This is a genomic window from Ruegeria sp. BHSA118, assembly GCF_059613405.1.
The window spans coordinates 39974-59289 of sequence record NZ_JBXWSM010000014.1; the positions used below are offsets into that span (position 1 = coordinate 39974).

Consider the following 19316-nt stretch of genomic DNA (forward strand, 5'->3'; position numbering starts at 1 on the left):
TGACGACACATGTTGCCAGCGGGTCAGCCTAAATTCGGGTCGACCCTATGATGCTGTTCTGGATCATTTGGTCTGCCGGTGCGACCTGCGATTTGGTCGAACATCCATTGTACGGCTTCGTCGCCATCGGAACGGATATGCCGATAAAGGCGAAGTTCGATCGGAGGCACTTCAACCGGCAGCTTCAACATGCGCAGCCCCATTTCACGCGCGCTGCATTCGGTCAGCGTGGCAACCATGTCTGTCTTGTGCAGAATATCCCGGATGTTCAGATAGCTTTGCATCTGAAGCCCGAGGTTGCGCCGCGCGCCCAGTTTGCGAAGGACGATGTCGACAGGACTCGCCCCCTGAGGTCGTGAGGAAACATGCAGATGTGTCAGCTGAAGATAACGCTCCAGCGACAATGGGCCCGAACCCAGCGGGTGGTCGGGTCGCATGGCGCAAACATAACGGTCCTTCATGATGGTCCGGCTGATCAGATCCGAACTGTCCGGCATCGGAATGTCCGACGCGATGTCGATTGTGCCCTGCTGCAACGCCTTGCGCGTATCCCGGCGGGGAATGCGCACGAGGCTGAGTTCGACCTGGGGTGCCGTGCGTTGAAACCCGGACAAAAGCCCGGGCAGGATGATGAGGCTGTGAAGGTCGACCAAACTGACCCGGAACAGGCGTTTGCTGGTGAACGGGTCGAACCGTTCACCCTGCGCTGATGCGGCTTGCAACTGGTGAAGAGCGGCTGAGATCCTGTCCGAAATGCTCTCTGCCAGCGCCGTGGGCTGCATCCCCGTGCCGGTCTTCACGAAAAGCGGGTCGTTCAGTGTCTTGCGCAACCGGGTCAGGGCGTTGCTGACGGCCGGTTGCGTGATCGACAGGCGTTCGGCAACGCGGGTCAGATTTCGCTCGGTATAGATGGCGTCAAAAATAACAAAAAGGTTTAGGTCGATCTTGTTGAGCTTGGTCGTCACGTCATTCACCAGAATTATGCTGATGATCATGCAAGTAAATTTCACAAATGTCATTGCGGGCGGTAAGCTGTATGGCATCCCGGCGGAATACGGAGTTTCATGCATGACCTCATCCGGCCTCGAACTCGATACCGAGCGGCTTTCGACATATTTGGGGCGCCATATCGAAGGTTTCGCCGGCCCATTGTCCTATCGGAAGTTTTCGGGCGGGCAGTCGAACCCAACCTATCTGCTGAAGGCCGGTGGTTCGAAATACGTGCTGCGCCGCAAACCGCCAGGCGACCTGCTGCCCTCGGCCCATGCCGTGGATCGGGAATTTCGTGTTCTCAAGGCACTTCATGGCACCGCGGTTCCGGTCGCCAAACCTTACGTGCTGTGTGAGGACACGGATGTCATCGGTTCCATGTTCTATGTCATGAGCTTCCAGGAGGGCCGGATTTTCTGGAACCCGGCGCTGCCTGAGTTGGACGTGGCCGACCATCCTCCGGTGTTCGACGAAATGATCCGGGTTCTGGCCGCGCTGCATTCGGTTGACACAGGCGCCGTCGGCTTGTCCGACTTCGGCAAACCGGGAAACTATTTCCAACGCCAGTACAGCCGCTGGACCAAACAGTATCGCGCCGCAGAAACAAGTACCCTTCCCGAGATGGAACAGCTTATGGGCTGGCTGTCCCACAATCTGCCCGATGGAGACGGTTCGGTCAGTCTGATCCACGGTGACTTTCGCATAGACAATTTTATCTTCGCTTCGGATGCCCCGCAGATCACCGCGATTCTGGATTGGGAACTGTCGACGCTGGGCCACCCGATGGCTGATCTGGGTTATTTCTGTGTGTGTCTCAGATTGCCGCCCACCGGTCTGATCCGGGGGCTTCAAGGGCTGGATCGCGCCGCTTTGAACATCCCTTCCGAAGCTGAGATGATCGAGCAGTATTGTTCGCTGCGCGATCTGCCGGAGATTGAAAACTGGACTTTCTATCTGGCGTTTTCCTTTTTTCGGATGGCTGCGATTGCACAGGGTGTTTACAGCCGTGCGCTGGCGGGAAATGCATCGAACGAGAACGCAATGGCGTTCAAGGGTCTGGTGGCCCCTTTGGCGCAAATGGCGCTCGACGAAATCGCCGCTGCAACGCACCAAAGAGGATGACAATGGATTTTGCTTTATCGCCACGCGCCGCGGAAATGCACGACCGGCTAAAAGCTTTCATGCAGGCGCATATCTATCCGCGCATTCGCGACCACAAAGAGGAAATAGAAGCCGGCAATTTCCCCGTTTCGTTCATGGAAGACCTCAAGTCGCTGGCCCGCTCCGAAGGGCTTTGGAACATGTTCCTGCCCTCCCTGCGGGATGATGAGCCCGGAACGCGGCTCAGCAATCTTGATTACGCGCCCCTGGCCGAGCTGATGGGCCAGGTGAGCTGGTCTTCGGAAGTCTTCAACTGCAACGCGCCGGATACCGGAAACATGGAATTGCTGCACATGTTCGCCACACCCGAGCAGCGCGAAGACTGGTTGGTGCCGCTGTTGAATGGCAAGATCCGCTCGGCCTTTGCCATGACCGAACCCGACGTGGCCAGTTCGGACGCGACCAATATAACGACGTCCATCCGGCGCGAGGGTGATGAATATGTCATCAATGGCCGCAAGTGGTTCATCACCAATGCGTGCCACCCCAATACCAGACTGTTCATCGTCATGGGCAAAACCGACCCGAACGCCGATCGCCATAAACAGCAAAGCATGATCATCGTGCCAAAAAATACGCCCGGTTTGGAGATCGTGCGCAATCCGACGATCCTGAACATGCACGATCCCGAAGGCCATGCCGAACTGGTGTTCAAGGACGTGCGCGTCCCGGTCGGCAATCTGCTGGGCGAAGAAGGCAGCGGATTTGCATTGGCTCAGGCGCGGCTTGGGCCGGGGCGAATTCATCACTGCATGCGCTCGATCGGGGCGGCGGAAATGGCATTGAACCTGATGGTGGAACGCGCCCAAGAAAGGAAGACCTTTGGCAAGCAACTCTCGGAACAGGGCGTGATCCGTGAATGGATCGCCAAATCCCGGTTAGAGATTGAACAGGCGCGGTTGTTGACCCTGAAGGCGGCCTGGAAAATAGATCAGGTGGGGGCGAAAAAGGCCTTCCGCGAAATATCCCTGATCAAGGTTGTGGCGCCCCAGGTTCATGCAAAGGTTACGGATCGTGCAATGCAGGTCTTTGGCGCAATGGGCATGACGCCCGACACGCCATTGGCCGACAGTTACACTTGGGCCCGGGCGTTGCGCTATGCGGATGGACCGGACGAGGTCCATCTTCAGGCTATTGCCAAGCAGGAGTTGAAGAATTCCAACTATGGGATGTCGGCGCAGTGGCTGACACCGCCGCTGCGGTAGGTCAGGGCAGGGATGGCATCCCCGGACGTTCTCTGAGTCACGCAATCCGAGTTGCCCAGTTTTCTTGGGCATTCGGATACGCGGCCTGCCGCGCTATGTTCCGGCGGCAAGCAAATCACTTGCCTTTTCTCCGATCATGATCGCGGGGGCGTTTGTGTTGCCGCTGACGATTTCGGGCATGATCGAACAATCCGCGACCCGCAGGTTGCCGATGCCGCGCACCTTTAGCGCGGGGTCAACGACTGCGGTTTCATTCGTACCCATCGCGCAGGTGCCTGTTGGGTGATAGATCGAAACGGAATTCGACCTGACCCAGTCCAGCGTGCCCTCGTAATCGTCGGTCGAGAGTTGTGACGTCGGGCGGAACTCTTCGGAAATCTTCGATGCCAGCGGATTGTGCTGTGCGATTCTGCGGGCGATGTTCACACCGTCGACGATGGTTCGGCAATCCGTTTCCGTCGACAGATAGTTGGGTATGATCTTTACATGCTGTGAAGGGTCCGGGCCGTTCAGATGCAGTTCACCCCTGCTTTCCGGTCGCAGCTGGCACACGGACATGGTGAAGGCGGAAAACGGGTGTACGCCTTCGCCGGGGCTGTCGGCGGACCATGGCTGTACATGGAATTGAATGTCGGGTGTTTCCACGTCCGGGCGTGTTTTCAGGAATCCGGTCGCAAGGCTGGCCGCCATGGTCATCGGACCTGCGCGGAACAAAGCGTATTTGAGCGCGATGCGGGCCTGATTGATCAGGCTGCGCACCTCGTCATTCAATGTGGGCTCGTTGCATTTGAAAACGAGACGGGCCTGCAAATGATCCTGTAATCTTTTGCCGACATTGGGTAAGGCATGGACCGGATCGATGCCGTTTTTCTTCAGGTGGTCCGGGTCGCCGATACCCGACAGCATCAGGATCTGAGGAGAGTTGATTGCACCGCCGGACAGGATGATTTCGCGCCGTACCTTCAGGGTTTTCTCATTGCCCGCGCGATCCCGATAGACAAGTCCTGTCGCCTGTTTTCCATCCAGCGTTATGCGTGTCACCAATGCGTTGGTGATGATGTTCAGGTTTTGCCGGTTTCGAACGGGTTTCAGATACGCCACGGCCGAGCTGCATCTGCGCCCATTGCGGGTGGTCAGCTGAAAATACCCTACGCCCTCCTGGCTTGCGCCGTTGTAATCCGGATTGAACGGGTATCCGGCGGCTTGCGCTGCCGCGACCCAAGCGTCGCAGATCGGTCGCTGAATGCGCATGTTCGATACCGACAGCGGCCCTCCGACACCGTGATACGGGTCTTCGCCGCGCTCTTGATCTTCGCTGCGTTTGAACAGAGGCAGCACGTCTTCCCAGCCCCAGCCGACATTCCCCATCTGGCGCCAGCGGTCATAATCTTCCTTTTGGCCGCGCACATAGAGCAGACCGTTCAAAGAGGATGAGCCGCCCAGCACCTTGCCGCGTGGCCAGTCGATCGAGCGCCCGTTCAGGCCTGGATCGGGCTCGGTCCTGTAACACCAGTCCACCGAAGGGTTGTGCATGGTTTTGAAATAGCCAACCGGGATGTGAATCCAGGGGTTGGTGTCGCGGCCGCCGGCCTCTAACAGCGCGACGGTCGTGTTGGGGTCGGCGCTGAGCCGATTGGCGATGACACAGCCCGAAGACCCCGCGCCAACTACCGCATAATCCACTTCCATGACCGCCTCCTTCCAACGTCGTTGAAAAAAACTCTATGCAAGATGCAAGAAGTATACTAGCCTTTTTTGATACAAAATGTCTCATTAATTGCGAACAGGGAGGTAAGCAATGGAGATTGGTCGGAAACTGAGTGGTATTTCACGGCGGGATTTTTTCCGGGTGGCAGGGCGCTATGGCATGAGCTCGACGCTGCTTGCAGCAGGAGGGTTTGGCGGCGCGATGAGCCTGGCCAATCTGGCGCAGGCGGCGGAATCCACGTATGAAAAACGCTTTTCGAAAGAGCCGAAGCACACGTTGAAATTTGGTGCGTCGGGCTTCAACACCCGCAACCTGCTGATCGAGCGCGCCGGCGCCATCGAATTTGCACGCGACCTGGAAGAACGGACCGATGGCGAGATTCGGATCGAGTTCATCGGCGACAACCAGATCTGCGGACAACTCAGCTGTGTTGAAAAAACGCAGCAGGGAATCGTCGATATCTACGCAGCCTCGACCCAGAATTCGGCCGGCGGTGCGCCTTATCTGAACGTTCTGGACTATGCCTACATGTTCCCCAGCCGGGCGGCGCAGTATCATTTCTTCTACAGCCCCGCCAGCCAGCGCATCCTGCGCGACCCGCTTGAAAAGCGTCACGGGCTGAAATTCCTGTTCACCCATTGTGAACTGCGCGGTCTGCAAATGGGCTCGACCTTTGCCGACAAGCCGACCGTCACCAAGCTGGAAGAGCTGTTCGGCACCAAGAACCGCGTGACGGGTACGCAGCTGGGTCGGATCGCGATGCAGCTGCTGAACCTGAACCCCGTGCCGGTGGCATGGGAAGAAACGCTGGATGCGCTCAAGACCGGTCTGATCGACGGTGCGGAAACCTGGGCCTCGGCGGTGGCGTATGCGAACATGGCACCTGTGGTCTCGCAATCGGTGAACCTGAAGTTCTTCTGCGGTACCGAACATACCTCGATGTCTGCCAAGGTCTTCGACGGGCTGGGCGGTGAATTGCAGGATGCCGTGATGGAATCGTCCTACTTCACCCAGGCCCTGATCCAGGGCGCGAACGAAGCGGCGCTGCTGAATACCGTCGGGTTCTCGGATCCGCAATTGCCGCAGACCATCTTTGCGGAAAACGGCGTGCGCCCGGCCTTCCTGCCGGACGACCAGATCAAGCTGGCCGAAGAAATGTGCGCCCCGAACTACAACCCCGAGCCGTGGGCGCAGTGGCGTGAACGGCTGAACAAATGGGCCGGTGGCATCGACACATACCAGGAAATCTACGATATCGCGCGCGAGATCCCGGCGGACACTCTGCCGGAAAATGTCGAACCGCGCCGTTGGTGGAAGGGCGAGGCCTGATTAAGCTGCCAGAACCGGCCCATTTGGGCCGGTTCAATTAAACACCGACTGGGAGGACGGGGTTCATGTCACTATGGGCAGACATTGGCGCTATTTTCAGCGCTTTTCTCAGCCAAGATTCGTTTGAGATTCAATCAGCTTTGGAATCCGATGCTGCGTGGATCGTCGGTGCGGTCGTTGCAGCGCTTGGGGGTCTGTTGGTCATGCTGATCTACCGCAAGGTGCCGTTCATTGAACGTCATTTTGAACGCTCGGTTATGGTGTACTCTTACTTGGCTATAGCGCTGATCATTTTCTGGGGCGTGATCGACCGGTTTGTCTTTAATGATCAGGAGCCCTGGTCCACGACCATTCCTCCGCTTTTGTTCATGGTGATGGCATGGTTTGGTGCCTCGTATAATGTGCGTCTGCGCACCCATCTGAGTTTCAGTGAATTCCGTACCGCCATGCCCCGCGGCGGGCAACTGGCCTGCCTGTTTCTTGACGCGGTGCTATGGTTCATCTTTGCGGTGATCGTCATCGTGACCACCTCGCGACTGGTGGCGCTTTCGGCCTCGAACTTTCAGATCGTACTGGGCACGGACAATATCATGCAGTGGTGGTTCCTGCTGGCTGCACCATTGTCATTCTTCTTGATGGTCGGTCGCGTGTTTCAGAACCTCGCCGACGACTTGCACAACTGGAAAACAGGCGAGCCGCTGATCAAGCAGGCCGTGATCGGGGCAGACTGATGACAGACGGAACACTTGTTACACTGATATCGCTGGGGGTCACCTTTCTGTTCATGCTGGGCGTTCCGGTGCTGCTGGTCATCGGCTACTGGGTCATCGGATGTTCCTTTGTCCTTGGCCTGACACTGGACAATATGGGGGCCGAACTGCTGAACGTCTTCAACAAGGGCTTCGCCCTGTTGGCGATGCCGCTGTTCATCTTGACCGGAGACCTGATCAACAAATCCGGTATCGCGCGACGGCTCAGTGATTTTGCCTATGCCTGCCTGGGCTGGATACGCGGCGGGCTTGCAATGGCGTCGCTGGGTGCCTGCGGGCTGTTCGCGGCGATTTCCGGGTCGAACTCGGCCACGACGGCGACCATCGGGTCGATGCTGCACCCCGAGATGGTAAAGGGCGGTTATGACGAACGGTTCAGCGCCGCGACCGCTGCTGCGGGCGGTACTGTCGGAATCATCATCCCCCCTTCGATCATCTTCATCGTCTATGGGTTTCTGATGAACCTGCCGATTTCAGAATTGTTTGTGGCCGGTATTCTGCCCGGTGCGCTGATGGTCGTCGGGATGCAACTGGCGTGCTGGATCATCTGCCGCATGAACGGGTGGGGCTATCTGATCCCACTGCAATTGAACCGGGTGCTGAAAACCGCCTTTGGTGCCTGGCTCGGCTTTTTCGCCATCGGTCTTGTGCTTTGGGGCATTTATACTGGCAAGTTCTCTCCGACAGAGGCCGCGGGTGTGACCGTGGGCTTTTGTGTCATTGCGGGGCTGGTCAGCTACCCCATCAACCGCATCATGGGGGCCCGGAACGGTATACCGCCAACCGAAAAGAGTTTCGCTGAAATGTTCGTGGTCGAAGGATTCACGATCCCTGAAATCCCCTCAATCGTTATCAGGTCTGCCCAGATTACGGGTATCCTGGCACCGTTGATCGCAATTTCGGTGGTGATGCAGCAAATCCTGTCCCTGCTTGGCGCACAGGAAACAATCGGAAACTTCGTGACCTCCATGGGGGGCTACCATGCGGTTCTGTTCACATCGATGGTGATCGTCTTCTTCTCGGGCATGGTGCTGGAAAGCCTTCCGGTCACGATCATCCTGGCCCCGATCCTGGCGCCGATCGCGGCTTCGGTCGGAATTGATCCAATCCATTTCTCGGTCGTCTTCCTGGTCGGGGCGTCCATCGGGTTTATTACACCACCATATGGGCTTAACCTTTACGTCGCTTCAGGCGTGACAGGTGTGCCGTATTTCCGGTTGTTGCGCTATACGGTGCCTTACTTGGTGGCCCTGTTATCGGTCTGGATATTGGTGTCGCTGGTGCCCGGACTGGCCTTGATCCTTCTGCCAAATAACTAGAATGTGAAGGGATGGCCGAGACCGACAAAAAAGACAGAGAAACTCAGATTCCCACCAACCTGCGCCTGTTGCTGATCCTGGAAGAGGTGGCACGGCGCGGCGTGGCGGTCAAACCCTCGGATCTGATCGATGCATTGGGGTTGGCCAAACCCACCATCCATCGCCTGCTGCAAACGGCAGAGGCAGAAGGGTTCCTGCAACGCGATCTTGACGGGCGGTCCTATGGTCCGGGCAGAAGACTGCGGTTGTTGTCCGTGAATACCATGTCCGCCGAGCATCTGCGGACCGCGCGTCTCGCCATCCTGCGCGGTGTGGCCGACGAAGTGGGCGAAACATGCAATCTGGCCACCCCGGATCGCGAAGGCATGATCTATCTTGATCGGGTGGAAACCAAATGGCCGTTGCGGATTCAATTGCCGATCGGAACCCAGGTGCCGTTCCACTGCACGGCCAGTGGCAAGATGTACCTTTCCACCTTGCGCCCCAAAACTTTGAATGGGTTTCTGTCAGCCGGAAAGCTGAAAGAACAGACCGCCCGGTCTTTGACAGAGCCGAAGGCCCTGCTGAGTGAAATCAAGATCACGGCCGAGCGGGGATTTTCCACCGACGACGAAGAATTCATGGCGGGCATGGTGGCGATTGCCGTGCCGGTGCAGGACGCGCAGGGCAGGCTGGTTGCCACTCTTTCAGTTCATGCCCCGACGCAACGGCATGATGTCGGCAGTCTGAAGTCTTTTCTCGACACCTTGCGCCGGGGGGCGGAAAAACTGTCGCTGCTGTTGGGCGAGTAAATGGCGCAACGGGATGACCGGCAATAATCAGGCCGACGGCCGTTTGTGGCAGTTGTATCGAGGATGCCGCAAAGCCTCGGAAGGCCTCTTGCCAAAACACATGACAATCCATCAGCACCGGAATGGCCGTCGTCGCGCCGGCATCGGAACCCTTGGCCAAAAGACCGCCTCAACATGCAGAACATAACACCCGGGACTGGGCGTCCCGGGTGGCGTATTTGCGGGCCTTTCAAGCTTTCGCCCGACAATTTTCCCGCGACATTCAGATGTCGAACTTGACACCCTGGGCCAGTGGAAGCTCGGCCGAGTAATTCACGGTGTTGGTCTGACGGCGCATATAGGCTTTCCACGCGTCCGAACCACTTTCGCGCCCGCCGCCGGTTTCCTTCTCTCCGCCAAAGGCGCCACCGATCTCTGCCCCTGAGGGCCCGATATTGACGTTGGCAATGCCGCAATCGGATCCGGCCGCAGACAGGAACTGCTCGGCCTCGCGCATGTTCAGGGTAAACACGCAGGATGAAAGGCCTTGCGGTACGTCATTCTGAAGCTCTACCGCGCCGTCGAAATCGTCATAGCCCATGACGTAGAGGATCGGCGCAAAGGTTTCGGTTTTCACGGTCGCGGTCTGACCCGGCATTTCGACAATCGCGGGTTCCATGTAAACGCCTGCCGGAACGCCTTCGGTAACGCGTTTGCCACCGAACACCGAACCGCCTTCCGCTTCGGCGGCTTTCAAAGCTGCGGTCATCGCCGCGCCCGCCGCTTCGTCCACAAGCGGCCCAACCAACGTGCCGTCTGTCAGAGGATTGCCAATGGGCAGACCCGAATAGGCTTTTTTCAGACGGCTCACCAGTTCTTCGCGGATCGAGTGGTGCACGATCAGGCGACGCAACGTGGTGCAGCGTTGACCGGCGGTACCAACTGCCGAAAAGACAATCGCGCGCACGGCCATCTCCAAATCAGCCGAAGGGCCGATGATCATTGCGTTGTTGCCCCCCAGTTCCAGAATGCACTTGCCAAAGCGCTGTGCGACGATGGGGGCGACAGCGCGGCCCATGCGGGTCGATCCTGTGGCCGAGATCACCGGAACATCTTCACTGGCCACCAGTGTTTTTCCCAGATCAGCGCCACCGATAAGCGTTTGCAGAAGACCGTCCGGCGCATCGCCAAACCGGGCCAGGGCGCGTTCGAAGATCTTTTGACAGGCCAGCGCTGTCAGCGGGGTTTTTTCGGACGGTTTCCAGATTACCGGATCACCGCACACGATGGCCAGAGCAGCGTTCCATGACCAAACCGCGACGGGGAAATTGAACGCGGAAATCACACCAACCGGGCCAGCAGGATGCCAGGTTTCCATCATCCGGTGGCCGGGGCGTTCGGACGCGATGGTCAGACCATAAAGCTGACGCGACAGGCCGACGGCAAAGTCACAGATGTCGATCATCTCCTGCACTTCGCCCAGACCTTCCGAGGTGATCTTGCCCGCTTCCCAACTGACCAGCGCGCCCAGATCATCCTTGGCCGCGCGCAGCTCTTCACCCAACAGGCGGATCAGTTCACCCCGGCGCGGGGCGGGGACCACGCGCCATTCCCTGAACGCGGCTTTGGCACGGGAAAAGATGGCGTCCATGTCCGAGATCGGCGTCTCGAGCACTTCGGCCAGCAGGCTTCCGTCAATCGGCGACGTAACCTTGAGCGTGCCGCCTTTCAGTTGGGCCTCGGTCAGATCCAGGTTCGCAAGCGTGGTTTGGGCTGTCATTACGATGTCTTTCATATCTCAGGCCGCCTTGTTCTGTTCGGTGACGTCACCAGCGCGATACAGCTGGCCAAATTCAGTGTTGAGGAAATCGTTCAGCTTGACTTGCTCCTGCCGGACAAAGCCTTTCGAAGGCAGTGCTCCGATCCGCATCAGATCGACCACCCCCAGCACGCCTGCGGCGGTCGTGACCTGAATGGCGCTCCAGACCTGTCCGTTGATGGTGCGGGCAAAGGATTTGTTGATCAGGGACTTTTCGCGCAGTACGCCATCAATCTTGCCCTTAGCGGTGCAATATACCAGCACCACGTCCTGATCGGTGCGGGGCAGGGCGGCCTCGAATATCTCTTTCAGCAGGTCGCGGCGGCGTTCCAGTCCCAGATCGTTCAAAAGCAGCTTCAGGATATCGCAATGACCCGGATAGCGGATCGAGCGATAGGACACATCCCGCGCCTTGCCTTCCAGCGTTTCCGGCAACGTACCCAGACCGCCCGAGGTATTGAAGCATTCGTATTCCACGCCGTCATGGCCCAGAATCTCATAGTTCTCCAACGGCGCGGTCTTGACCAGCTTGCCGTTCACGATGGCATCGCATGGGTTGCAATATTCGTTGATCAACCCGTCGGTGGACCAGGTCAGGTTGTATTTCAGCGCGTTGGTCGGATAAAGCGGCAATGCCCCCACCCGCATGTGCAGGCTGTCAATCTCGTCAAACTCCGCCGCCAGCGAAGCCCCGGCGATACCGACAAAACCTGGCGCCAGACCGCATTGCGGCATAAACGCAGTCGCGCTGTTCCCGGCCAGTTCACGCACCGCATTCGTGGCCGCAACATCTTCGGTCAGGTCGAAATAATGCGCACCCGCCGTTTTGGACGCTTTGGCGATCGAAGGGGTCAAGAAGAACGGCGCTGCCGAAATGACTGCATCGAAACCGGTCAGTTCCCGGGCCAGCCCGTCCGCGTCATTGGCATCGATCTGTCTGGTTCCAATGCCCATCTTCGAGATATCACCAAGCGCTTTCAGATCATGATCAGCGACCGTCACAGAGTAATTCGGCGAACCTTTCAACAGGGTTGCAATCATCTGTCCGATCTTTCCAGCACCGACAACGCACACATTCCAGGACATAAAGATCTCCGCTTTTTCCTATCCTGTTCCAAGCGTGACGCGCAGCCGCGACAATTCATAGGTGCCAATTTGACGAATTGATGTAATTGACTGTCATATTGTCGGAAAAAGCGATATTTTAACGAAAGCGCAATTGCCGCTCATGTGTCGCGACAGGTTCTGCCACCTGCCAGCGTGGCCTTTGGCCCGATTGCGCCGTGACCTTTTTTGTTTTGCGGCGCCTGACACCTGGGAAGTCCCACTTTCATAAGCGAGTCTCAGACCTTGTGCTCTGACTTCCGGCGCAACGGTCCGGTGATCGTGCAAGGCGATTGATCCGCTTCCATCCGGGCCTCGGAATGCAACCAAGTATGCGTCAACGCGGAATTTTGAGCGATGTTTCTCGTTTGCGACATAGCTTGGTCAAATCGAACAACTTCCTGGCTTTGCACGGCTGCATGGTACGTCCAGCGGTCGCCGGGGAAAGCTGAGAAGCTCGGTCGCGGCCGCCTTGTCGCGGGTTGAACAAGGGCAGGTGTTGCATTGATCGCGTTATGTCCCAAGGCTGAAAACTCTGCCTGTTCCGGGAAGGGCGGTGTGACCTCTTGCCTTCAAGCCGCTTCGCAACAAACACACCAAACACCCTGGGAGGGTCACAACGAATGACTGCAAGGCCGCTCGATCATATTCGTGTCCTCGACTTCGGTCAGTACCTGGCTGGTCCACTTGTTGGCATGATGCTTGCCGATTTGGGGGCAGAGGTGATCCGCATCGACCCGCCCGGTGGCCCGAGATTGAAAGAACCGGCCACAGACATGCTGTCACGCGGCAAAACCGCCGTGACGATCGACCTCAAATCCGAAGGGGGTTTGCAGGTCGCGCGCAAGCTTGTGGCGCGGGCTGACGTGGTGATCGAGAATTTCCGGCCCGGCGTGATGGAGAGGCTGGGCCTGGGTCCGAAAGCTCTGCGCGACATAAATCCGCGCATCGTGTCATTGTCATTGCCGGGGTTTGCCTCAACCGATCCCGCGCTGGCCGATCTTCCGGCGTGGGAGGCCGTGATCGCGGCCCGCACCGGGCAATTCACGGATATGGGGCTGAACCGGCGCCTGATGGGCATCAACCCATCCTTTTCACCTTTGACGCTGGCATCCGCCTATGGCGCTTCGTTCGGCGCGATGGCCGTGCAGTTCGCTTTGGCTGCACGTGACCGGAACGGAGGCGATCACATCGAGGTGCCTCTGGCTTCGGCCTTGCTGGAAGGGCTGGTCTACAATTGTGAGCAGATTGAAGACTATCCCGAACGCTACAAGTCCCCTCGCGAAGTGGAACTTGACAGGCGCGCAGCCGAAGGCTTGCCAACGGATCTGAGCTTTGCGGAACTGGAAGAGTTCCTGGACCCTTTCTATCGAACTTATGCCTGCGCCGACGGGCGCGGGTTCTATGTGGTCGCGGGCAGTGTGAAAACACACCCGCGGCGGGTGTTGGAGACGCTAGGCCTCAAAGACCTTGCCGATCAATTGCCGGACTTCGACGCCTATCTCGATACCGCAGACTGGCCGGATGAATGGTCGCTGCGCAACTACCCCGTCGGAGCAAGGGATCGCGCGCGTATATCCGAGGCGATGAAAGAGGCGTTTCTGACAAGGCCCTCTCATGAGTGGGAAGCCCTTTTCGGGTCTGCCAAGGCGCCCGGAACGGCGCAACGGTTCAGCAAGGAATGGCTGGCCGATCCGCACGCTTTGGCCTCGGGTCTGGTGTTGGAGGTAGAGGATCCGCGTCATGGGAACATGAAGCAGATGGGAAATGTTGCGTGGCTTGCGGATGATGGCGCTGCGCTGGTCAAAAAACCGGGCCCCGATCCCGATGACGCACCCGTTTCAACGATCCTTGCCGAACCGCCGCGCAGCGGACCGCCAGCCGCAAGCGGTCAGGGCTGGCTGGAGGGGTTGAAGGTGCTGGACCTGACCAACGTGATCGCCGGTCCGACGATTGGGTCCACGCTGGCGCGATTTGGCGCTCAGGTGACTTCCGTTCAGCCGACAGAGCCATCAGTCGATCCGTGGAACACCGTGGTTTTCGGCCTGCACGCACATCGTGGAAAACACAGCGTTTTGCTGAACCTGAGCTCGGATGACGGGAAGCAGGCGTTGCGACGGCTCATCGACTCCTCGGATGTCGTCACCATGAACGGCACGGATGAGCAGCGCGATGCCCTGGGGTTGAGTAAGGAAGAGCTGGCGGCGATCAACCCCCGCCTCATACTGGTGCAACTCGATGCCTTTGGTGGGCCTGCGCGCGGACCCAAATCGGACCATCTGGGGTATGACGACCTGGCGCAGGCGGCGACAGGGGTCATGGTGCGTTTTGGCGGTGGCATGGCGACACCCGAAGAACATGCGCATTTCGGTACGATTGACGTTCTGACCGGCTATTGCGCATGTGTTGCACTTGGCGCGGCCCTGCTGAGATTGCAGAAAACCGGTAAAGGCGGGATTGCGCGGGCTGCGTTGGCGGCGGCCGGCAACCTTATTCAGGCGCAGTTGATATATGATTTCGAAGGCCGCGCGCCCTTTGACGAACCAGCCGGGCGCGCAGCTATGGGCTGGGGACCATTCTACCATTGTTACCGTGCGGCTGACGGGTGGATGTTCTTTGCTGCACCCACCGCACTACGCGAAGCCCTGCGCCGTGTATCGGACCTCGCCAGTATGGCCGATATGCCGGAAAAGGAGTTGCCGGATGCGCTTGCGGATCATTTCGCAAGGCAACCTGTTGAATACTGGCAAAAGGCGTTTTCCGGTTCCGCCAGCACCGTCATGCCTCTGGGATCGCTGCATGACACGCGCGACGCCGTGTTGCAGCCGGAAAGTGCCGGGAATATCGACCTGACGCGGGGAACGTTCAGCGTCATTCGGCATGACATGCATCCCATGGGCCGGTGGTGCGATCTGGTTGCCCCAAATGCCGTGCGACCCGAACGCGCCCGGATCGTCATTCCCGGACCGATGCCGAAATACGGCGCGGATACTCGCAGCATTTTGCGAAACGTCGGTTATGCAGATAAGGATATCGACGCGATGATCTCTGCTGGATCGGCCGCCGAAAGCTGGTCGGAAAAGTACTTGCCCGAGTAGTCGCCCAGCCACAGACGGTTCGGAAATCAAGGAGATATGCCATCCGCCGCCACGGGCAAGGGTTCCCGGGCCTGGCGACGGGCGGTATCCGTCGTGACAAGCTTTGGGCTGGCACCCGCGCGACTTGCACAGAATATTCAACCGCTTTGCCACAGTTTTTTTTGCATGTCTTGCGGCAAGAACCGTCCTAGGTTCGGCAAAGCACTGCTTTGCACACACAACGAAAAAAGAACCACTGACCATGAGCCAAATATCTGAAAGCCTGCTGAACCAAATCCGCAGCCGCTTTGCCCAGATCGATCATTGCCCCGAACAGGGTGAACGGATCTTTTTCGAGAATGCCGGAGGCGCACTGACATTGAATTCAGTGTTGGAAAACTCGGTTCGTTACGCCGCCATCCCGGACAACCAGGGGCGCGACAATCCGGGATCCCATGCGCTGGTCGCCACGATCAACGCGGCCAAGGCGGATATGCGGGATTTCATGAACGCACCCGGCGGGCAGTTCTTTGTGGGTGAAAGCGGCACAGAGCTGTTGTTCCGGCTGATCATGAACGCCTGTCTGGGAACGGGTCCGGGCATTGTGCTGGGATCCACATTGGAACACCCGGCGACGCGATCGGCCTGTGATCGTTGGGTCCGCATTTCCGGGCAAACCCACGTTTTGGTGCCCCATGATGACGCCACCGGTACTGTCTCGGCCGAAGCCTATGCCGCGGCCGTGACACCGGATACCAAAGTGGCGACGATCCTGCATACATCGCCGGTGACGGGAATGGGCGTTGACGTCGCTGCCATCTCTCAGGCCATCCGCGCCGTGGCTCCGGATTGTTTCATCATCGTCGATGGCATTCAGCACGCAGCGCATGGCCGGATCGATCTGACCGCCTATGACGTCGATGGATATGTGATTTCGCCCTACAAGGTGTTTTCGCGCCATGGCTACGGCGTGGCGTGGATCTCTGATCGCTTGACCGCGCTGGAGCACAACGCCTTGCTGGATGGTCCCGCGGACAACTGGGAAATGGGCACGCGCGACACAGGGGCTTATGCCACGATGTCCGACGTCGTATCCTATTTCGAATGGCTGGGCAGTCAGGTCAGCGATGCCGAAGACCGGCGCGGCAAGTTTCTGGCGGCGGGTGATGCGATCCATACGCAGGAAAAGGCGCTGACCGACGCGATGATCCACGGCACCGGCAACCTGAGCGGCCTGGCCGAGATGGAAAAAGTCACCATTCTGGGCGGGGCCGACAACCCGGCACGAGAAGGTCTGGTATCGCTGCGTGTCGAAGGCGTGGCCTCGTCCGAGGTCGTCAAACGGCTGAACGAACACGGTATCCGCACGCATCTGCGCAAGGCGGATCACTATTCCGGCAACATCCTGACACCGCTGGGCTATGACGCCTGTGTGCGGGTCTCGATGTGTCACTACAACTCGATCGGCGAAGTCGCCAAATTCCTTGCCGTCATGAAAGAAATCGCCGCCTGAGCCGCGCCATATCCAAGGACATTCCCTCATGAAAACCCATGCACAAGCTGTTGTCATCGGCGGCGGCCTTGCCGGTACGTCGATCCTGTATCACCTTGCCAAGCTTGGCTGGACGGATTCCATCCTGCTGGAACGCGACGAGTTGACCAGCGGATCGACCTGGCACGCGGCGGCCAACATCCACGGTCTGCATGACAACAACAACATCACCCGCATCCAGCACTATACGATGAACCTGTACAAAGAGCTGGAGAAGGAAACCGGCCAAAGCTGCGGAGTGTTCCAGCCCGGATCGCTCTATCTGGCCCAGACCGAAGAGCGCGAACAGCAGTTGCGCCTGCAAGAGGCGAAGGCCCGGTTCTATGGGCTGAATTTCCACGAGGTCAGCCGGGAAGAGGCCAAAGAGCTGCACCCGCTGGCGCAGTTCGATGACATCCGCTGCATCATGTTCGAACCCGATGGCGGCAACGTGGATCCGTCCGGCGTACCGCATGCCTATGCCGCCGGGGCCCGTGCGATGGGGGCCACCATCGAACGGTTCTGCCCGGTGATCGCCACGGAACAGCAATCCGACGGCAGCTGGATCGTGCGCACGACGAAGGGTGACATTCATGCCCAATGGATTGTCAACGCCGCCGGTCTCTGGGGGCGCGAGGTGGCGGCGCTGGCGGGCCTGACCCTGCCGCTGCAACCGACCGAACATCAGTATTTCGTGACCGAAAGCATCGACGAGGTCGCCAGCCTGGGCCGTCGTTTGCCCTCGATCGCTGACCGCGACGGCGAATATTACTTCCGGCAGGAAGGCAACGGCCTTCTGATCGGAGCTTATGAGAAAGATATGAAATTCTGGGCCGAAGACGGCACGCCGCTGGATTTTGCCCATGATCTGTTCCCCGACGATCTGGACCGGATCATGGAAAACGTGATCCGCGCCACCGAACGCGTGCCAGTTGCGGCGACTGCCGGGGTGAAACGCGTGATCAACGGCCCGATGATCTGGTCGCCCGACGCCAACATGCTCTGGGGGCCGGTGCCCGAGCTGAAGAACTATTTCCTCTGCGGCGGTCTGATCCCCGGCTTCTCGCAATCCGGGGGCTTGGGTCTGCTGGCGGCGCAATGGATGATCGAGGGTGAGCCGCAATATGACATGTTCGCCTGGGATCTCGCCCGCTTTGGCGACTGGGCCGACAAAAAGTTCACCAAGGCCCGGGTCGAAGACGCATATACCCATCGGTTCAAAATCCACTTCCCGAATGAAGAACGCAGTGCAGGCCGCCCGGCCCGTGTGCGCCCCGCCTACGAGATGCAGAAACAGATGGGCTGTGTCTTTGGCCTCAACTGTGGTTGGGAACACCCGCTTTGGTTTGCCGATGAACCCGGCACCGAAGAGACCACTGGCTTCACTCGTCAGAACTGGTTTGATCCGGTCGGGCGCGAGGTTCAGATGCTGCGCGACAGCGTGGGCGTGATCGATATCTCGAACTTCGCCAATTACGTGATCAAGGGGCCTGGTGCCTATGACTGGCTGGACCGACTGGTGGCCAATCGCGTGCCGACCGAAATTGGGCGCAGCTGCCTGACGCCGCTGATCTCGGTCCGCGGTGGCGTGGCGGGGGATTTCACCATCACCAAGCTGGCGGAAGACGAATACATGATGATTGGCTCCGGCATGGCTGAACGCTATCATCAGCGCTTCTTTCAAATGGTGGAAATGCCTCAGGGCACAGCTCTTGACGTCGCAACGGACCGCATCGCCGGGTTCAACATCGCCGGCCCGAAATCACGCGAGGCGCTGGCGCGTCTGACCAATGCAGACCTTTCCAACGAAGCGTTCCGCTTCATGCGGTCGCGAAAGATCACTGTTGCAGGTGTTGATTGCGTGGCCATCCGGGTCAGCTTTACCGGCGATCTGGGTTGGGAACTGCACTGCGCCGAAACCGATCAGGTCGCGCTTTACTCTGCATTGCTCGAAGCCGCCAAAGACTGCGGTGGCGGCCCCGTGGGTGGGCGGGCGCTTGGGTCGCTTCGCATCGAAAAGGGTTATGGATCCTGGGGGCGGGAATATTCTCAGGAATACTGGCCGCAAGAGGTCGGGCTGACGGGTCTGATCAAGCTGGACAAGGATTTCCTGCACAAAGATGCCTATCTGTCCATCAAGGACAAAGCTCCGCGCGAGGTCCTGTCCATCTTTGAACTGGACGTGACCGAGGATGCCGACGCCACCGGAAGTGAGCCGATCTTTACCCCCGACGGCGCGCCCGTGGGTCGTGTCACGTCGGGGGCGTTCGGTTACTCGGTCGGGAAATCGCTGGCGCTGGGGTTCCGCAACCCAAACACGGCACAACCGGGCGATGAGGTGGTCATTCAGGTCATCGGCAAACCGCACAAGGCGCGCGTACTGGCCGAGGCACCGTTCGACCCGTCGGGAGCCAGGCTGCGGTGCTAACGCTCAAATCCCGTCTACAGGCAGGAAAGGTCTACAAGACGCTCCAAAAGATGCCTTGTCTCGGCCCTTCAGGCGACTTCATCTTTTGCAAAATACTCCCGCCGG

At 58.7% G+C, this 19316-nt stretch carries 13 protein-coding genes; 9 read left to right on the forward strand and 4 right to left on the reverse strand.

The window, feature by feature from the left end; genetic code table 11:
- Positions 1-23: 23 nt before the first annotated feature.
- Entirely contained in the window at positions 24-995 is a 972-nt protein-coding gene (locus AC2FNN_RS06385) for a LysR family transcriptional regulator (RefSeq protein ID WP_496757374.1), read from the reverse strand.
- Between AC2FNN_RS06385 and AC2FNN_RS06390 the strand changes: the two genes are divergently transcribed.
- Complete coding sequence (locus tag AC2FNN_RS06390; protein WP_496757375.1) at positions 988-2112, forward strand: phosphotransferase family protein; 1125 nt, start codon at positions 988-990, stop codon at positions 2110-2112. The two genes, AC2FNN_RS06385 and AC2FNN_RS06390, sit on opposite strands and share 8 nt — an antisense overlap.
- Before the next feature lie 2 nt (positions 2113-2114).
- Positions 2115-3356: an acyl-CoA dehydrogenase family protein gene (locus tag AC2FNN_RS06395; RefSeq protein ID WP_496757376.1), complete on the forward strand. Its 1242-nt coding sequence runs from the start codon at positions 2115-2117 to the stop codon at positions 3354-3356.
- A 93-nt stretch (positions 3357-3449) separates the two neighbouring features.
- Here AC2FNN_RS06395 and AC2FNN_RS06400 read toward each other — a convergent pair whose 3' ends face one another.
- Positions 3450-5045: a GMC family oxidoreductase gene (locus AC2FNN_RS06400; RefSeq protein WP_496757377.1), complete on the reverse strand. Its 1596-nt coding sequence runs from the start codon at positions 5043-5045 to the stop codon at positions 3450-3452.
- 109 nt (positions 5046-5154) lie between these two features.
- On the opposite strand from AC2FNN_RS06400, the gene AC2FNN_RS06405 reads away from it, so the two are divergent.
- The 4 genes from AC2FNN_RS06405 to AC2FNN_RS06420 all read left to right on the forward strand — a co-directional run bounded on the left by AC2FNN_RS06405 (position 5155) and on the right by AC2FNN_RS06420 (position 9273).
- Positions 5155-6393 carry a TRAP transporter substrate-binding protein gene (locus AC2FNN_RS06405; RefSeq protein ID WP_496757378.1) on the forward strand — a complete coding sequence of 413 codons (1239 nt, stop codon included), beginning with the start codon at positions 5155-5157 and terminating at the stop codon, positions 6391-6393.
- 65 nt (positions 6394-6458) lie between these two features.
- Positions 6459-7124 (forward strand): TRAP transporter small permease, encoded by a 666-nt coding sequence (locus tag AC2FNN_RS06410; protein WP_496757380.1) that lies wholly within the window; start codon positions 6459-6461, stop codon positions 7122-7124.
- Complete coding sequence (locus tag AC2FNN_RS06415) at positions 7124-8482, forward strand: TRAP transporter large permease (protein ID WP_496757382.1); 1359 nt, start codon at positions 7124-7126, stop codon at positions 8480-8482. The genes AC2FNN_RS06410 and AC2FNN_RS06415 overlap by 1 nt, the downstream gene beginning before the upstream one ends.
- Positions 8483-8493: 11 nt before the next feature.
- Positions 8494-9273, forward strand: coding sequence for an IclR family transcriptional regulator (locus AC2FNN_RS06420; protein WP_496757384.1), 780 nt, complete (start codon positions 8494-8496; stop codon positions 9271-9273).
- Positions 9274-9535: 262 nt separating this feature from the next.
- Here the strand turns inward: AC2FNN_RS06420 and amaB are convergent, their stop codons facing one another.
- Positions 9536-11032 (reverse strand): L-piperidine-6-carboxylate dehydrogenase, encoded by a 1497-nt coding sequence (gene amaB, locus AC2FNN_RS06425; protein ID WP_496757406.1) that lies wholly within the window; start codon positions 11030-11032, stop codon positions 9536-9538.
- Positions 11033-11050: 18 nt separating this feature from the next.
- Complete coding sequence (locus AC2FNN_RS06430) at positions 11051-12157, reverse strand: saccharopine dehydrogenase family protein (RefSeq protein ID WP_496757385.1); 1107 nt, start codon at positions 12155-12157, stop codon at positions 11051-11053.
- Between the two features lie 641 nt (positions 12158-12798).
- Here AC2FNN_RS06430 and AC2FNN_RS06435 point away from each other — a divergent pair.
- From AC2FNN_RS06435 to AC2FNN_RS06445, 3 genes are all read left to right on the forward strand, one after another.
- On the forward strand, positions 12799-15273 hold the full coding sequence (locus tag AC2FNN_RS06435; RefSeq protein ID WP_496757386.1) for a CoA transferase: 2475 nt from the start codon (positions 12799-12801) through the stop codon (positions 15271-15273).
- Between the two features lie 241 nt (positions 15274-15514).
- Positions 15515-16765, forward strand: coding sequence for an aminotransferase class V-fold PLP-dependent enzyme (locus AC2FNN_RS06440; RefSeq protein WP_496757387.1), 1251 nt, complete (start codon positions 15515-15517; stop codon positions 16763-16765).
- A 28-nt stretch (positions 16766-16793) separates the two neighbouring features.
- Entirely contained in the window at positions 16794-19211 is a 2418-nt protein-coding gene (locus tag AC2FNN_RS06445) for a GcvT family protein (protein ID WP_496757389.1), read from the forward strand.
- Positions 19212-19316 lie beyond the last annotated feature (105 nt).

Excerpts from the sequence above, each read along its gene's own strand:
- AC2FNN_RS06435 (WP_496757386.1), top strand. The coding sequence starts at position 12,799 with ATGACTGCAAGGCCGCTCGATCATATTCGTGTCCTCGACTTCGGTCAG.
- AC2FNN_RS06430 (WP_496757385.1), bottom strand. The coding sequence starts at position 12,157 with ATGTCCTGGAATGTGTGCGTTGTCGGTGCTGGAAAGATCGGACAGATG.
- AC2FNN_RS06395 (WP_496757376.1), top strand. The coding sequence starts at position 2,115 with ATGGATTTTGCTTTATCGCCACGCGCCGCGGAAATGCACGACCGGCTA.
- AC2FNN_RS06400 (WP_496757377.1), bottom strand. The coding sequence starts at position 5,045 with ATGGAAGTGGATTATGCGGTAGTTGGCGCGGGGTCTTCGGGCTGTGTC.
- AC2FNN_RS06405 (WP_496757378.1), top strand. The coding sequence starts at position 5,155 with ATGGAGATTGGTCGGAAACTGAGTGGTATTTCACGGCGGGATTTTTTC.
- AC2FNN_RS06440 (WP_496757387.1), top strand. The coding sequence starts at position 15,515 with ATGAGCCAAATATCTGAAAGCCTGCTGAACCAAATCCGCAGCCGCTTT.
- AC2FNN_RS06390 (WP_496757375.1), top strand. The coding sequence starts at position 988 with ATGATCATGCAAGTAAATTTCACAAATGTCATTGCGGGCGGTAAGCTG.
- AC2FNN_RS06385 (WP_496757374.1), bottom strand. The coding sequence starts at position 995 with ATGATCATCAGCATAATTCTGGTGAATGACGTGACGACCAAGCTCAAC.
- amaB (WP_496757406.1), bottom strand. The coding sequence starts at position 11,032 with ATGACAGCCCAAACCACGCTTGCGAACCTGGATCTGACCGAGGCCCAA.
- AC2FNN_RS06415 (WP_496757382.1), top strand. The coding sequence starts at position 7,124 with ATGACAGACGGAACACTTGTTACACTGATATCGCTGGGGGTCACCTTT.
- AC2FNN_RS06420 (WP_496757384.1), top strand. The coding sequence starts at position 8,494 with ATGGCCGAGACCGACAAAAAAGACAGAGAAACTCAGATTCCCACCAAC.
- AC2FNN_RS06445 (WP_496757389.1), top strand. The coding sequence starts at position 16,794 with ATGAAAACCCATGCACAAGCTGTTGTCATCGGCGGCGGCCTTGCCGGT.
- AC2FNN_RS06410 (WP_496757380.1), top strand. The coding sequence starts at position 6,459 with ATGTCACTATGGGCAGACATTGGCGCTATTTTCAGCGCTTTTCTCAGC.